Below are 13,319 nucleotides of genomic sequence, written 5' to 3'. Positions count from 1 at the left end.
ACGGCTCATACCCTTGTAGCTCAGTGGATAGAGCAACAGTTTCCTAAACTGTGGGTCGGCAGTTCGAGTCTGCCCAAGGGTACAGGGTAAATTCCGGTCAGACTCTCCGCAAAACAAAAAAACAGGGAAGCTTCCCTGTTTTTTTGTTTTGCGTTCGGTATCGCTGTTTTTTTACTTGCAGTTGCCGCTGCCATTTCCGGAGCCCGCTCCCATGCCTTTTCCTTTGTTTATATTCGGGCTGTACTGATCCCATACCCATCCTGCGACGGCATGGAGTTCCCCTTCGTCGAGGCTCATCGCTGGCATGAGCCCGAACCGCGCGATGGCTTCCGGGTCAACTTTCGAAGCGGTTTTCGTGGGCGACCTCATGAACGCCACCATATGGTTGATGCCCGCAGTTTTCGAGGCGAACTGCCGGTGATAGCTCGACGCAATCGGCACGATGGGCGGAGCGCTTTTGGGTGGAGGGTTGACCGAGTGGCAGACGCTGCAGTTTCTTTCGAATACGGCTTTTCCATCCGGAATCGTTGATGCGCTTTCAGCTGACGCAGGAGCGAGAAGTACAGCGATGATTATGATCGTAATACGTTTCATTGCGGTCGGGTCGTTAAGTTTGCAGAGTCCATCACCAATTTGTCAGTGGTTCAAAGGTAAAGTTTTTTTTCGAGGCGGTACAATTTTTCCTCTCTCTCGTGTCATCTTTCGGATATTTGGTATCTTGTTTGGCAGAGTACGCTTAACCTTTTTAATCGCCAGGCGATGAAGCTTCTGAGAAACATTATCGCAATTGTCCTGCTGTTCTTTGCCGTCGATGTCGGACGGTACTTTTTTTACCCGGATATCGGACGCCTGTCGGTCGAAAATCCTTCCATGACGGCGTTTATGGAGTATCGCGAGGCACAGTGGAAGCAGGAGGGGCTTGACGACAAACGGGTACGCCAGCGCTGGGTACCGCTCGACAGGGTCTCGTCGAACCTCGTCAAGGCGGTGCTCATTGCCGAGGACAACAAGTTCTGGCAGCATCGGGGATTTGATTATGAAGCTATCGAAATGGCCATCGAAAAAAACATCGAAGCAAGGGAGTTCAAGTCGGGAGCCAGCACCATCAGCCAGCAGCTTGCCAAGAATCTTTATCTTTCTCCCTCCAGGAATCCCGTCCGCAAGATCAAGGAGGCTATTCTTACCTGGAGAATCGAGAAAACGCTTTCGAAACGCAGGATCCTCGAACTCTACGTGAACGTGGCGGAATGGGGCGACGGTATTTTCGGTATCGAGCAGGCTGCGCGTACCTATTACGGCGTGAGCGCTGCCGGTATTTCCCCGCAGCAGGCAGCCCGTCTTGCTGCCGTTCTCCCCAATCCCCTCAAATATTCTCCGGTCAACCCATCGCGATATGTCCGGAACCGGGCAAGGCGGATCTATGCCATCATGATAAGAAGGGGCGTCGTGCTCCCCGACTACAAAGAGGTAATGACCATCTCTCCCGATACCACAGCGGTGGATTCGGTCGTAACAGGGGTGCCCGATTATCTTATCAGACAGGCTGCATCGTCTGACAGCACAGCGTCCGGAGCGGCCGAACAGAATCCTCCTCCAGAAGAAAATGGCCAGCCTGTCGTCGGTAACCCCGAAGGCGCAGACGATGATGCGGGTTCCGGAACTTCAAACCCTTAAAGCGGATATCAATTATGGCTCTTCAGCTTGGCAAAGCAGCGGGTATCGTCATGCGTACCAGCGCGTATCTTTTCTACCGGGCGATGGTCTACGGCGCGCTTGTTGGCGCGGTTGCCGTTTTTCTTGGGATTCTTGCGCTTATCGGCAGCGTTTTCGGCGGCGGAGCGGCTGCAGTTCTTTTTTTTCTTGCTCTCTTTGCCGGTGGATTCGGTTTCAGGTTCATACGTGAGTATGTACTCTATCTGCTGCAGGCAGGGCATATCGCCCTGATTACGGAAATTGTTGAAAATGGCGCGTTGCCGCAGGGCATCTCCCAGACGGCATGGGCCAAAGAACGGGTCATGGGTTATTTCAAGGAGGTCAGCGTGCTCGCACTTGTCGATCAGCTGGTAAAAGGAGTGCTTGTATCGCTCAACCGCACCCTGTTCAACATCATGCAGGCTTTGCCCATTCCGGCGCTTGAAGGACTCGCATCGGTCGTGCAGCGGATCGTGACCTTCAGTCTCACCTATATCGACGAGTCCGTGATTGCCTGGACCTTCCGTACGAAAAACCCGAACGTTTTTGATGCGGCAAAATCCGGCATCATCATCTACTGTCAATCCTGGAAACCCCTGTTGAAGAATGCTGTCGCCCTGACCCTCCTAAGCTATATTTTTGTCATCCTCACTACCGTTCTTTTTATGGTGCCTTTCGGCGCTGTAGCGCTGTTTCTGCCTCAGTCATGGGCATTCGGCAAGTTCGCGCTCTTCATACTTGCACTGTTTCTCGGTATTGCGGCCAAGTGGATACTGTTCGATCCTGTTGCCTGCACATCGACCCTGCTGACATTTCTCGACGAAGCCGAACGGACCGCACCCGATCCGGTATGGGAGTCGAGAATCGAAGCAGTCAGCGAGCAGTTCCGCACGATCAGGGAAAAAGCGGGAGCAATGGCAACGGGTACGGTTCCGAAGAAAGGATGAATCGTAACTGGAGATGGAATTTTCGGCTCAATCGGCTATCCGGGCTCATGGTCTGGTAAAGCTGTTCGGGAATGTCCGGGCGGTTGACTGCATTGACGTCGATGTTGCTGAAGGAGGTTTTTTCGGCTTTCTGGGTCCGAACGGCGCAGGAAAGACAACCACCATCTCCATGCTCACCGGGCTTTCCCGTCCGGATGCCGGATCTATCCGGATCGGTGGCATCGACTGCAGCCGGAATCCTAAAGCCGCACAGCATCTGATCGGCGTTGTGCCGGATGAGAGCAACCTCTATCCCGAACTGACAGGTTTCGAAAATCTCTGTTTTTCGGGAGCTCTCTACGGTCTTCGCAAGCATGTCCGCCAGAGAAGGGCATACGAACTGCTTGATCTTTTCGGACTCGACGGATCGGCGGAACGGAAATTTTCCGGTTATTCAAAAGGCATGAAACGGCGTCTTGTCATCGCAGCAGCCATCATGCACGAACCTCTCCTGCTTTTTCTCGACGAGCCTACCTCGGGCATCGATGTGGAAAGCTCGCGAATGATCCGTTCCTTGCTTGCGGCGCTCAATCGTAAAGGAACCACGATATTCCTGACGACCCATTACATCGATGAAGCCGAACGGTTGTGCGATCGGATCGCATTTATCGTCAACGGACGAATTGTTCGCACCGACAGGCTCGAACGGCTGCTGCAGCCTGTGCAGGGCCGTCATGCGATGACGGTTACCGTGTCCGGCAACGCTGTCGTCCCATATGCCGACCTGCGGGCTGCATTTTCCGGACTCGATTTTCACGAGACGGGAGAAAACGAACTCAGGATAGAGTCATACGAACCGCTTAAAGCCGGATCGGTGGTGCGCTATCTCGAAGACCGGGGAGTCGAGGTACTCGAAGCCAGGAAACGGCAACTGTCGCTCGAGGATGTTTTTGTCGAGGTTACCGGTATCGGATCCGGCTCCATGACGGGGGAAAAAGAGGGGAGGGCACGCCGATGAAGCGATGGATAGCCTGCTGGAACATCGTACTCAAAGATATGAAGGCATACTATCTCAAGCCGCCCAATGTGAGCTGGGGACTGCTTTTCCCGTTCGCCTGGACCGGCATGTTCCTCGTCCGTTCGGGTCAGGGCGTTCATTCACTTGTTTCGGTATTGCCCGGTATGATTGCCCTGTCCGTGCTCTTCGGAACCAGTTCCATGCTTGCCGTTGCGGTTACTTTCGAAAAAAAGGCAAAAGCTTTCGAGAGGCTGCTGCTTGCACCGATACCGCTCTGGATGCTCATGCTTGCAAAAACCTCAGGGGCTGTTGTTTTCGGCTTGTTCAATGCGCTGGTGCCTGTTGCTCTCGGTTCAATCTTTTCCTCCCTTTCGGGAGTTTCATGGAGTCTGGTTGCTGCGGCAGTCCTCTTGACGGCGCTCGTTTCGACCTACCTGAGCCTGTTGCTTGCCATATTGGCAACGGAAGTGTTCGAGGTGCAGACGCTGTCCAACTTCGTACGATTTCCCATGATTTTTCTCTGCGGCCTTTTTTTTTCGGTCAGCTCCCTGCCGGATCCGCTTCAATTCCTTTCGTATCTTCTTCCGCTGACCTACGGAGTCGATATCCTGCGCCATGCCATGGGCGGAGAACAGCTTCTGCCGGTACAGATCGACCTCGCCGTTCTCGCAGGTTTCTGTGTCCTCCTTTTTGCGGTCAGCCTTCGCAGCATCAGCAGACACTGGATCGGATAATGCCGGATGAACTTTATGGGACGTGAGGCGGTAATAGAATCGTGCCGCTTGCCATAGAAGAGAGTATTTCCGAAACCAGAACAGTAAAGACCATGAACCGTAACGTTTCCGTAAGGGCCGCCATTCTTCCGCTCTATTCAACGTTGCTTATTCTTCTTTTCGCCGTGACGGGATGCACGGTGCAATACGCAAGGCCCGACAGGCCGGGCGGAGTTCGCCCTGATGAAAGCCCGCGTCTATTCAATACCACATGGCGTGCGGTCGAGATTATGGGCAGAAAGGCATCATTCTATCCCGGCCAGAAAATGGATGCTCATATCATTCTTAACAGCTATGGCCGAGTGAGCGGTTCGACCGGCTGCAACAATCTTAACGGAAGCTATACGAGCCTTAGAGGCAGACTCTCTTTCGGTTCGATCGGGACGACGCGCATGGCCTGTTCGCCGCGTATCATGGAACAGGAGCGGCGTTTTCTCGATGCCCTTCGCATTACAGCATCCTATGATATATCCGGACGGCGCCTCATCCTGTTCGATAACCGGGGAAGAACGGTCATGGAGCTTGTTGCAGCGAGGTGATCGCTGAATCGTCAGCGTGGATGCTTGAGAGAACTGCCGGGGAACCGTGGAGCAACATGGCAGGTTCTCTATACTGATAATTGCGTTGACAGGTTGATTTTTTTATATTACGTCCATTAAATAATCGCGTCGAAAACCGTTTTCATCGGAAAAAATGTTTACAGCGAACATGAACAGCCTTACAATAGGCCTATGCCTGCTACTTCAGAGCTCGGGGGCTCTTGGAGGAGGTGCGTTTTAGTTCGTTTTCCGCTGGAAAGGAACAGATTTTAAGCCGCCGCCCTTCAGGGGACGGTGGCTTTTTTTGTTTATATGACCATAATCACAATAAGAGGAAAAGCACCAATGAAAAAGAACGGGATGAATTACCGGAAATACACTGCGTATCCCGCAGTGGAGATTGCCGGCAGAACGTGGCCGGATAACACCATCACCAAAGCGCCGGTATGGTGCAGCGTAGATCTGAGAGACGGCAATCAGGCTCTTCCGGTGCCGATGAGCGTCGATGAAAAGGTGGCCATGTTTCAGTTGCTGGTTTCCATCGGGTTCAAGGAGATAGAGATAGGTTTTCCGTCGGCATCGGCTACCGAGTTCGCATTCGTACGACGGCTTGTCGAGCAGAATCTCATTCCCGAGGATGTGACCATACAGGTGCTGACCCAGGCGCGGGAGCACCTGATCCGCAGGACTTTCGAATCGGTAAAGGGAGCGGGCCGCGTGATCGTGCACCTCTACAATTCGACATCGAGACAGCAGCGGGATGTCGTGTTCCGCAAGAACAAGGATGAGATCAGGGCCATTGCCGTGGAGGGCACCAGACTCGTTAGGAAGCTGAAAGAGGAGAGCGGCAATCCGGGTATCCGTTTCGAGTACAGTCCTGAAAGCTTTACCGGTACGGAACTCGACTATGCTCTCGATGTCTGCCATGCCGTAATGGATGCCTGGGGGGCATCTGCCGACAACAGGATTATACTCAATCTGCCATCGACCGTCGAAATGTCCAGGCCGAACATCTATGCCGACCGGATCGAATGGTTCTGCCGGCATATAAAGGATCGCGACGCTGTACTGATCAGTGTTCATGCTCATAACGATCGCGGTACCGCCGTGGCTACGGCCGAATTTGCCGTTATGGCCGGAGCGGATCGTGTCGAAGGCGCGCTGTTCGGCAACGGCGAGCGTTGCGGCAACATGGATATCGTCACCATGGCGCTTAACCTGTTTACTCAAGGCGTTGATCCCGAGCTGGACTTTTCCGACCTTCCGAAGATTCGCGAAATTTATCACAAATGCACCCGCATGGACGTTCACCCTCGACATCCCTATGCGGGAGATCTTGTCTATACGGCATTTTCAGGTTCACATCAGGATGCCATCAGCAAGGGGATGAAAGCGCACAAGGGATCTTCTGACGGCACGTGGGACGTACCCTACCTGCCGATAGATCCGCAGGACGTCGGATGCAACTATGAGGCGATCGTTCGCATCAACAGTCAGTCCGGCAAGGGCGGAGTGGCTTATGTGCTTGAGCAGGACTACGGTATTCAGATTCCCAAATGGATGCAGCCCGACTTTGCGGAGGCGGTACAGGCGGTTGCCGACCGTACGGGAGAGGAACTTTCCCCGGAACGCATACACGATCTCTTTCACCAGGAGTACGTGAAACTCAAGGAGCCGTTCGTGCTGAAGAAATGCCATATAAGCTGGGATGACGAGGACCCCGACCGTAACGATGAAGAGGCGACCATTATCACATGCACGGTGCAGATGAAAGACCGGGAGTTTCATGTGGATGCCAGGGGCAATGGTCCGGTCGATGCCTTTGTGAAAGGGTTTGTCGAGGTCAGCGGTCTGGAATTCACCATCGAGAATTATGCGGAACATGCGATCGGTCACAGCGCCGGCGCGCTTGCTGTGGCATACATTCGAATAGGGTGTCCAGATGGCAGGGTTTCTTTTGGCGCCGGGATCGATTCGAATATCAGCCTTGCGTCCATCAAGGCGATTGTCAGTTCGCTGAACCGCCTTCCGTAAGCGGTTCCGCAGGCCGGAGCGTCGTCACCCTCCGGTCTGCTTTTTTCTCCATGTTTTTTGTATTTTAAATGGAAATGATTTCCATTTAAAATATGCGGAACGCTCCGGAAATAATCAGGAAAGCCGGATTGAAAGTAACGCCGGTCCGTCTGGCCATTCTGAGGCTTCTTTCAGACAGCGTCAGACCGCTCTCTCCCAGGGATGTACATGACCATCTCATGGAGAAGTTCGGCAGAAACGGTCTTCCGGGAGTTTATCGGAATCTCGAAGCTCTGGCCGAAAGCGGGATTCTTTTCCGTATCCCCGGATTCGGACGGGAGCGCCGTTACGCCCTTTGTCCGAATCCTGATAACCCTCACCAGCACCATATCATCTGCATCTCCTGCGGCCGTATCTCCGAGATCGAGGAGTGCCGCTATCATGATGGTATGATGGTCGGCGGATATCGGCTGCTTTCCCATGCCATGCAGTTCGAAGGGATCTGCGGATCCTGTCTTTCGCAAACGAACCATACCCGATCATGATCCACCGAACGGTTGCCCTTCTGGCTATGCTGATTCTTCTGTTGCTCCAGAACGGCTGCGTCACCACTCCGGAAAACCGGCAGCTGCAGGTCGTCACCTCCATTGTACCTTTTGCATATTTCGTCGAAAGAATCGGCGGCGACCGGGTAGCAGTAATGGCCATGGTGCCTCCGGGAGGCAATCCGCACAGCTATGAACCGACCCCGAGGCAGATGTCGGCATTGTCCGGGGCTTCAATGTTCGTCAAAGCCGGTTCCGGGGTGGAATTCGAACTTGACTGGGTACCTCGCATTCTTTCGCTCAATCCGGAACTTCAGATCTGCGATGCATCGGAAGGGGTGAGGCTTATTGCCGTGAACCATGAAGATCATGCGCATGAAAAACGCACCCATGCGGAAGATCTCCGTAAAGATGCCGATCATCATCACCACGGCCGTTTCGATCCTCACTACTGGCTTTCTCCTGAAAACGGCATTCTTATCGCACGCAATATCGAAAAAGCCCTGATTCAGGCCGATCCTGACAACAGGGAACAATATGCAGCCAACGCAGATGAACTTGTTTCCGACCTCGAAGCACTGCGTATCGAGATTCGCAACCGGCTCGCTTCTGTCAGGAACCGCAGCTTTCTTGTCTTTCATCCTGCCTGGGGGTACTATGCTGCCGAATTCGGACTGAAACAGATTGCCGCCGAAGAGGAGGGTAAAACGCTTACCCCGCGTCAGCTGCAGCAGGTCATCGAACAAGCCAGAGCAGCCGATATCCGGGTGGTTTTCGTTTCTCCACAGTTCAGTACCGTTCAGGCAGAGGCGATCGCAAGGGATATCGGCGGTACGACAGGGATGGTCGATCCGCTCGCCCATGACTATATGGACAATCTGCGTAAGGCGACCGATGCTTTTTCCGGGGCTTTGCGATGAACCATGAAGTAATCCGCTGCGAAGGTCTTTGTGTCGAGCTTGGTGGGGTCGCCGTGCTGAGAGATCTCTCCTTTTCGGTAGATGAAGGTGATTTTCTTGCTGTTGTCGGCCCGAACGGCGGGGGAAAAACCACCCTGCTGAGGGTGCTGCTTGGTTTGCAGAAGCCTTCATCCGGCAGCGTCAGCGTATTTGGTGCCGAACCGGGGAATACTCCTGGCAGAACAGGATATGTGCCGCAGCGGCTGTTTTTCGACCGCGATTTTCCTCTCAGCGTGATGGATGCCGTGCTGATGGGGCGTATTGCGCTGAAAACGCCGTTTCAGCGTTACAGCAAGGCCGATCGGGAAGCCGCAGCAGAAGCGCTGCGTACCGTCGGACTCTCTTCGCTTGCGAACCGAAGGATAGGCGCTCTGTCGGGAGGCGAGTTGCAGAGAACCCTTATTGCCCGGGCGCTTGCCGGAGAGCCCGAACTGCTGCTGCTCGATGAACCGACGGCAAGCGTCGATCCGGAGATGAAAACCACCATCTACGACCTGCTCGATCGTCTGCGCAAAAGCATGACCATCCTGTTGGTAACGCACGATACCGGGACGGTCAGCCGTTTCGTCAGCCGTGTACTCTGCCTTAACTGCAGCATGGTCCAGCGAGAGGCTCCATCCTCATTCCCTGGCGGCCGAGCTGTCGAACAGGTTTATCCCTATCCGGTCGATCTGCTCGTGCACCATGCCGACAGGGGCCTGCAGCCAACCTCAAAACCATGATGCCATGACCGCAGACCTCTTCGCTTACGAGTTTTTGCGCAATGCGGTGTTCGCGTCGCTGCTCGCCAGCATAGCCTGCGGCATCATCGGCAGCTACGTGGTGGTAAAAAAAATCGGATTCATCAGCGGAGGCATCGCCCATACGGCCTTCGGCGGCATAGGGCTCGGCTACTATCTCGGCATCAATCCTCTTTTCGGCGTGATTCCCTTCAGCCTGTTCGCGGCGGTCGCCATCGGCCTGCTCAGCCGAAAAGCAAGGGTAGCCGAAGATACCGCGATCGGAGCATTCTGGGCTGTCGGCATGGCAGCAGGCGTCATTCTTATCGGCCTTACGCCGGGTTATGCTCCTAATCTTTTCAGCTACCTGTTCGGCAATATCCTGACGGTGCCGGCGGATGATCTCTGGATGATCGTTATCCTCGATTTTTGCATTGCCGCTTTGACCTGGCTCTTCAGCAAGGAGTTTCTTGCTATTTCCTTCGATGAGGAATATGCAGAGGTTTCGGGAGTGAAAACCACTCTGTTCTATCTTCTCCTGCTCTGCCTTATCGCGCTGACGGTCGTTATTCTGATGAGGGTTGTCGGGATTGTGCTCGTTATCGCGCTGCTGACCATTCCTGCTGCTATAGCAAGGTTATTCTGCCGAAGCCTCGGCGCAATGATGCTGCTTGCCACGATGCTTTCGGCGCTTTTCAGTCTTGCAGGCCTCTGGGTTTCCTACCAGCTCGATCTTGCTTCGGGCGCTGCAATTATCGTGCTTGCCGGGTCAGCCTTTCTGCTTGTCCATACGGCGAGATTCGTCATTGCTTCCGTGCGGGGACGATGACGACAGGGCATGAGGCTTTTCGTACCACTCCTTCGGAGACGCTGCCGACAAGCAGGTGATACAACGCGCCATGGCCGTGAGAACCGAGTACGATGAGGCCGGCGCAGGATGTTTCTGCTGCCTCGATAATCGCATCGACCTCATTGTTATGGGCTATGCTTACCGATACGTCAAGGTTGGCGTTCTGCAGCGCTCTGGCGATTTCAAGCAGGCGCTCATATGCGGGAAGTTCGGGACGGTCGGATTCCGCAATTTTCGCTACCGGCGTCCAGGCATCGATGTTCGCTTCAATATCGAAAATCGGTGTCGCCGGAGCTATGGCGTGAAGCAGAAACACTTTTGCCTGAAGCGCGGAGGCAAGCGTAAGCGTCTTCTGGACGACATCGTCCGTGACGCCGGAAAAATCAATTGCGGCAAGAATGTTCATGTCGGTTCTTTCGTGGAAATACGGCAAGCGTTGCGAGCTTCCCCTGCTGCCGCGGGATCGTTGATATTTCTGAGCGAGCTGATGTCCGGCAGCATAATATCGCCTGTTCGCGATCCGGCAAGAAAGGAGTTCAGAGAGTCGTTTCCTTCAGCATGTCGCGCGAGAAGTTCCTGTCGCGATTTCGGCTCGTAGCAGGCCAGGAGCGGTTCGTAACGCAGGGTTTCAGCATGACGGAAGGCTGTTGCGAAGCGCAGAGGCATCCGGTTATCGACGAGGGTGTCGAGCAGACCGGTATCGATAAACGGCATGTCGCATGCAGCGATCAGCCATGCCCGCTCCGGATACAGGCGCTGCGCCGAGAGCAGGCCGCCGAGAGGGCCTGTTTCGAGATACCGGTCGGTGATTACCGGCAATCCGAGATCGGCATACCGGGACTCCTGATCGGGACGGCAGGATATGAAGACCTCTTTACATCGGCGCCGAAGCAGGGTTGCGGTATGCATGAGCTGATTTTCGTCGTGGTAGCAGAGAAGCGCCTTGTCGGTACCCATTCTCGCACTTCTGCCGCCGGCAAGAATAAGTCCTGAGAGAGGAGTCGCCGCAACTTCTGCTCCGAAGCGGGATTCGATGAATGCGGTAATGGTTGCAACGTCGTCGCGCTGAAAAACCGGCAGGTCAAACCGCTTTTCGAGTTCCTTCGGTTCATCTCCGGTTTCCACGAGTGCGACGACCCCGGATATGCCGCCCGTTTCGAGCAGGTCAAGGATTTTTCTTTCCCTGTCTACCATAAGCAGTTTCGGAAGCGGCAGCTCCTTGAGACCTTCTACGATGAGCAGGTCGCATGAGCGGAATATCCGGCTCTCCGAAATTTCGTCCCACGCCGATCCGGAAATGACGGCTTTTTTTACCGGATCGGAAATCATGACGGTTTCAGCGCCGGCATCCCGGAATATGAACGAGTCCTTGCCTTCCCGATCCAAATCGAAACGGTGACATCCGTGCTTGTAGCAGCCTACGGCAAAACGTTCAGAAAGATGTTTTACGACAGCTGCGGCCAGCGTCGTTTTTCCGGTTCCGGAAAAGCCGGAAAACGCTATTTCATATGGATGAAAAAGCATGAGCTGGTATTAAAGCCGAACTGCTGATCTCTTTTGAGACACCGGGGAACGTTTTGCAGGGTTATCCGGATTCGGATTATCTTAACCGGTTCCGATCTCAGACTCTTGCCTGCATCTTTTCCTGTACGAGCATGATTACGGCCGCGGCAACGCCCGGTACCCATCCCAGAAGGGTAAGAATACCGGTAAGCATGATGGTTCCGGCCTCTTTGTTCATGACGGCTGCGGGGGGAAGGATGAATGCAAGAATCCAGCGACGAATGTCCATAACGGGCTCCGATTTGAGAGGGTTTCTTTCATGAAGGCTTTGCGTGGCCGGTCAATCGAGGTTCCCTGAATTTGTATTCAATGGTAAACTCTTTGAAATTTACGACTTCTCCCGACAACAACCAACGAAAACCGCCAAGGTCGGCTTCTTTAAGGAGTCTGTTGTTTTTTATCGATAAAGTTTTAAATTAGAGTCCCCTTCGAAGCGTTCCTGGGTGGTAACAATTGCTTACTCCCGGTTTTCTGAACATAAATTGAATTATTTTGCATAAAACAGTTCATCCCGACGTGGTTTTGGATGATGTTGATGAGGTGATCGACGAGCCGAATTTTAATAACCCCAATACCTCACCCGATCCGCCAAGTCCTTACGCAGACCTGGAAAAAAAGTATCGTAAAAACAGGTTCAACAAGAACCGCAGCAAGAAAACATCCGATTCTCCCGGCTACAACAGTCTTCAATCGCCTGTCACGCCAAAAGCTTCGCGAGGCAACAAAGTCCAGAAAAGAAAATCGACAGGAAAGCCGCCGTCCAAGCCCGCAAGATTTACTCCCGGCAAACGCGGTTCCTGAGGCTCGATCATTACGGTCTTCCGGCCGGCTTTTGCTCTCCAGGCCTGAAACACTATTAAATACCCAATGCAGTTTGAAATACAGGCTCACAGGGGAGCGCGGGCTTTTTTTCCGGAAAACACCATTCCTGCTTTCCGGGGAGCGGTCGATCTCGGCATCAGGGTTATCGAACTCGATGTTGTCGTTTCCCGGGATCATCGTCTTGTCGTTTCTCATGATCCCTGGATAGGCGGGCCATTGTGCGCGGGTTCCGACGGCAAACCGCTCGGGTGCTCTGAAAAAGAGCGGCGCCTGATCTACCGGATGGACTATGACGAGATCGCGCAGTTCGAATGTGGCATGGCGGATCCGTCGTTTCCGTTACAGAGGACGGTTCCTGCCGTCAGGCCGCTGCTCTCCGACGTCCTGCAGCAAATCGATGCCGGCAGGCATGCTGACGAATTCCAGCCGGTTATATTCAATATCGAACTCAAATCATGGTCTGAAGGCGACGGACGGCTGCATCCCGCTCCCGGGCCCTATGCGGATATCTTCTCGGAGCTGATCGCTCACTGTGCGGCGGCATCGAGAGTTCGGGTACAGTCTTTTGACAGGAGGCTGCTTACAGAGGTCTGGAGGCGCTCTAACGATCTCGTTTTCGGACTTCTTGCAGAAGATTTTTCGCATTTCGATCCCTTCCCATGGGAGCCCGGTTTTGTTCCGGCCTATGTGAATCCGTATTTTCAACTTCTGAGCCCTGAACTGGTCGATGCCCTGCACGCAAAGGGATCGCTCGTGATTCCCTGGACGGTCAACCGCGTCGAAGATATGCTCGCCATGAAGTGTATGGGGGCTGACGGTATCATCACCGATCATCCCGAACTGGCGCTGAGGCTTCCCGGGCTGAACGCATAAACTCTGGCCACCCGAAAAGAACAATAA

The 13,319-nt window shown here is 53.9% G+C and carries 16 protein-coding genes and 1 tRNA gene; 13 read left to right on the top strand and 4 right to left on the bottom strand.

Annotation, left to right across the window (positions count from 1 at the left end; translation table 11 throughout):
• Positions 1-9 precede the first annotated feature (9 nt).
• A tRNA-Arg gene (locus K4305_RS00320) sits at positions 10-82 on the top strand.
• Positions 83-171: 89 nt separating this feature from the next.
• Here the strand turns inward: K4305_RS00320 and K4305_RS00315 are convergent.
• Entirely contained in the window at positions 172-594 is a 423-nt protein-coding gene (locus tag K4305_RS00315; RefSeq protein ID WP_331560326.1) for a c-type cytochrome, read from the bottom strand.
• Between the two features lie 165 nt (positions 595-759).
• On the opposite strand from K4305_RS00315, the gene mtgA reads away from it, so the two are divergent.
• The 10 genes from mtgA (at position 760) to K4305_RS00265 (ending at position 10,013) form a co-directional block, all read left to right on the top strand.
• Positions 760-1,674 (top strand): monofunctional biosynthetic peptidoglycan transglycosylase, encoded by a 915-nt coding sequence (mtgA, locus tag K4305_RS00310; protein WP_331560325.1) that lies wholly within the window; start codon positions 760-762, stop codon positions 1,672-1,674.
• Positions 1,675-1,688: 14 nt separating this feature from the next.
• Positions 1,689-2,639, top strand: coding sequence for a hypothetical protein (locus K4305_RS00305; protein WP_331560324.1), 951 nt, complete (start codon positions 1,689-1,691; stop codon positions 2,637-2,639).
• 13 nt (positions 2,640-2,652) lie between these two features.
• The gene (locus K4305_RS00300; RefSeq protein WP_331560323.1) at positions 2,653-3,636 is read left to right on the top strand and encodes an ABC transporter ATP-binding protein; all 984 of its coding nucleotides are present in this window, start codon (positions 2,653-2,655) and stop codon (positions 3,634-3,636) included.
• Complete coding sequence (locus tag K4305_RS00295; RefSeq protein WP_331560322.1) at positions 3,633-4,370, top strand: ABC transporter permease; 738 nt, start codon at positions 3,633-3,635, stop codon at positions 4,368-4,370. Before K4305_RS00300 ends, K4305_RS00295 begins: the two co-directional genes overlap by 4 nt.
• A 41-nt stretch (positions 4,371-4,411) precedes the next feature.
• Positions 4,412-4,948 (top strand): META domain-containing protein, encoded by a 537-nt coding sequence (locus tag K4305_RS00290; protein WP_331560321.1) that lies wholly within the window; start codon positions 4,412-4,414, stop codon positions 4,946-4,948.
• Between the two features lie 345 nt (positions 4,949-5,293).
• Positions 5,294-6,982, top strand: coding sequence for a 2-isopropylmalate synthase (gene leuA, locus K4305_RS00285; protein ID WP_331560320.1), 1,689 nt, complete (start codon positions 5,294-5,296; stop codon positions 6,980-6,982).
• Positions 6,983-7,074: 92 nt separating this feature from the next.
• Positions 7,075-7,506 (top strand): Fur family transcriptional regulator, encoded by a 432-nt coding sequence (locus tag K4305_RS00280; RefSeq protein WP_331560319.1) that lies wholly within the window; start codon positions 7,075-7,077, stop codon positions 7,504-7,506.
• A complete protein-coding gene (locus K4305_RS00275) occupies positions 7,503-8,426 on the top strand; it encodes a metal ABC transporter solute-binding protein, Zn/Mn family (protein ID WP_331560318.1) in 924 nt (307 codons plus the stop codon). Before K4305_RS00280 ends, K4305_RS00275 begins: the two co-directional genes overlap by 4 nt.
• Positions 8,423-9,187: a metal ABC transporter ATP-binding protein gene (locus K4305_RS00270; protein WP_331560317.1), complete on the top strand. Its 765-nt coding sequence runs from the start codon at positions 8,423-8,425 to the stop codon at positions 9,185-9,187. The genes K4305_RS00275 and K4305_RS00270 overlap by 4 nt, the downstream gene beginning before the upstream one ends.
• A gap of 4 nt (positions 9,188-9,191) precedes the next feature.
• Positions 9,192-10,013, top strand: coding sequence for a metal ABC transporter permease (locus tag K4305_RS00265; RefSeq protein ID WP_331560316.1), 822 nt, complete (start codon positions 9,192-9,194; stop codon positions 10,011-10,013).
• Here the strand turns inward: K4305_RS00265 and K4305_RS00260 are convergent.
• From K4305_RS00260 to K4305_RS00250, 3 genes are all read right to left on the bottom strand, one after another.
• Positions 9,988-10,440: a universal stress protein gene (locus K4305_RS00260; protein WP_331560315.1), complete on the bottom strand. Its 453-nt coding sequence runs from the start codon at positions 10,438-10,440 to the stop codon at positions 9,988-9,990. The genes K4305_RS00265 and K4305_RS00260 overlap by 26 nt on opposite strands.
• Positions 10,437-11,558 carry a bifunctional molybdenum cofactor guanylyltransferase MobA/molybdopterin-guanine dinucleotide biosynthesis adaptor protein MobB gene (mobAB, locus tag K4305_RS00255; RefSeq protein ID WP_331560314.1) on the bottom strand — a complete coding sequence of 374 codons (1,122 nt, stop codon included), beginning with the start codon at positions 11,556-11,558 and terminating at the stop codon, positions 10,437-10,439. The genes K4305_RS00260 and mobAB overlap by 4 nt, the downstream gene beginning before the upstream one ends.
• 97 nt (positions 11,559-11,655) lie before the next feature.
• Positions 11,656-11,826, bottom strand: a complete 171-nt coding sequence (locus tag K4305_RS00250) for a YqaE/Pmp3 family membrane protein (protein ID WP_331560313.1) — start codon at positions 11,824-11,826, stop codon at positions 11,656-11,658.
• Positions 11,827-12,113: 287 nt separating this feature from the next.
• On the opposite strand from K4305_RS00250, the gene K4305_RS00245 reads away from it, so the two are divergent.
• Positions 12,114-12,398 carry a hypothetical protein gene (locus K4305_RS00245; protein WP_442880406.1) on the top strand — a complete coding sequence of 95 codons (285 nt, stop codon included), beginning with the start codon at positions 12,114-12,116 and terminating at the stop codon, positions 12,396-12,398.
• A 66-nt stretch (positions 12,399-12,464) separates the two neighbouring features.
• Positions 12,465-13,292 (top strand): glycerophosphodiester phosphodiesterase family protein, encoded by an 828-nt coding sequence (locus tag K4305_RS00240; RefSeq protein WP_331560311.1) that lies wholly within the window; start codon positions 12,465-12,467, stop codon positions 13,290-13,292.
• Positions 13,293-13,319: the final 27 nt, after the last annotated feature.

Origin of the sequence: Chlorobium sp., assembly GCF_036528655.1 — a bacterium.
Classification (GTDB): domain Bacteria; phylum Bacteroidota; class Chlorobiia; order Chlorobiales; family Chlorobiaceae; genus Chlorobium.
The sequence above is the reverse complement of the archived record's forward strand: the minus strand, read 5'-3'. Positions and strand labels throughout refer to the sequence as shown.

Bases quoted from the DNA above. Each gene is read 5' to 3' on its own strand.
- K4305_RS00305 (WP_331560324.1), top strand. From the start codon at position 1,689: ATGGCTCTTCAGCTTGGCAAAGCAGCGGGTATCGTCATGCGTACCAGC.
- K4305_RS00315 (WP_331560326.1), bottom strand. From the start codon at position 594: ATGAAACGTATTACGATCATAATCATCGCTGTACTTCTCGCTCCTGCG.
- K4305_RS00250 (WP_331560313.1), bottom strand. From the start codon at position 11,826: ATGGACATTCGTCGCTGGATTCTTGCATTCATCCTTCCCCCCGCAGCC.
- K4305_RS00260 (WP_331560315.1), bottom strand. From the start codon at position 10,440: ATGAACATTCTTGCCGCAATTGATTTTTCCGGCGTCACGGACGATGTC.
- K4305_RS00240 (WP_331560311.1), top strand. From the start codon at position 12,465: ATGCAGTTTGAAATACAGGCTCACAGGGGAGCGCGGGCTTTTTTTCCG.
- K4305_RS00275 (WP_331560318.1), top strand. From the start codon at position 7,503: ATGATCCACCGAACGGTTGCCCTTCTGGCTATGCTGATTCTTCTGTTG.
- K4305_RS00280 (WP_331560319.1), top strand. From the start codon at position 7,075: ATGCGGAACGCTCCGGAAATAATCAGGAAAGCCGGATTGAAAGTAACG.
- K4305_RS00300 (WP_331560323.1), top strand. From the start codon at position 2,653: ATGGAATTTTCGGCTCAATCGGCTATCCGGGCTCATGGTCTGGTAAAG.
- leuA (WP_331560320.1), top strand. From the start codon at position 5,294: ATGAAAAAGAACGGGATGAATTACCGGAAATACACTGCGTATCCCGCA.
- mobAB (WP_331560314.1), bottom strand. From the start codon at position 11,558: ATGCTTTTTCATCCATATGAAATAGCGTTTTCCGGCTTTTCCGGAACC.
- mtgA (WP_331560325.1), top strand. From the start codon at position 760: ATGAAGCTTCTGAGAAACATTATCGCAATTGTCCTGCTGTTCTTTGCC.
- K4305_RS00265 (WP_331560316.1), top strand. From the start codon at position 9,192: ATGACCGCAGACCTCTTCGCTTACGAGTTTTTGCGCAATGCGGTGTTC.
- K4305_RS00270 (WP_331560317.1), top strand. From the start codon at position 8,423: ATGAACCATGAAGTAATCCGCTGCGAAGGTCTTTGTGTCGAGCTTGGT.
- K4305_RS00295 (WP_331560322.1), top strand. From the start codon at position 3,633: ATGAAGCGATGGATAGCCTGCTGGAACATCGTACTCAAAGATATGAAG.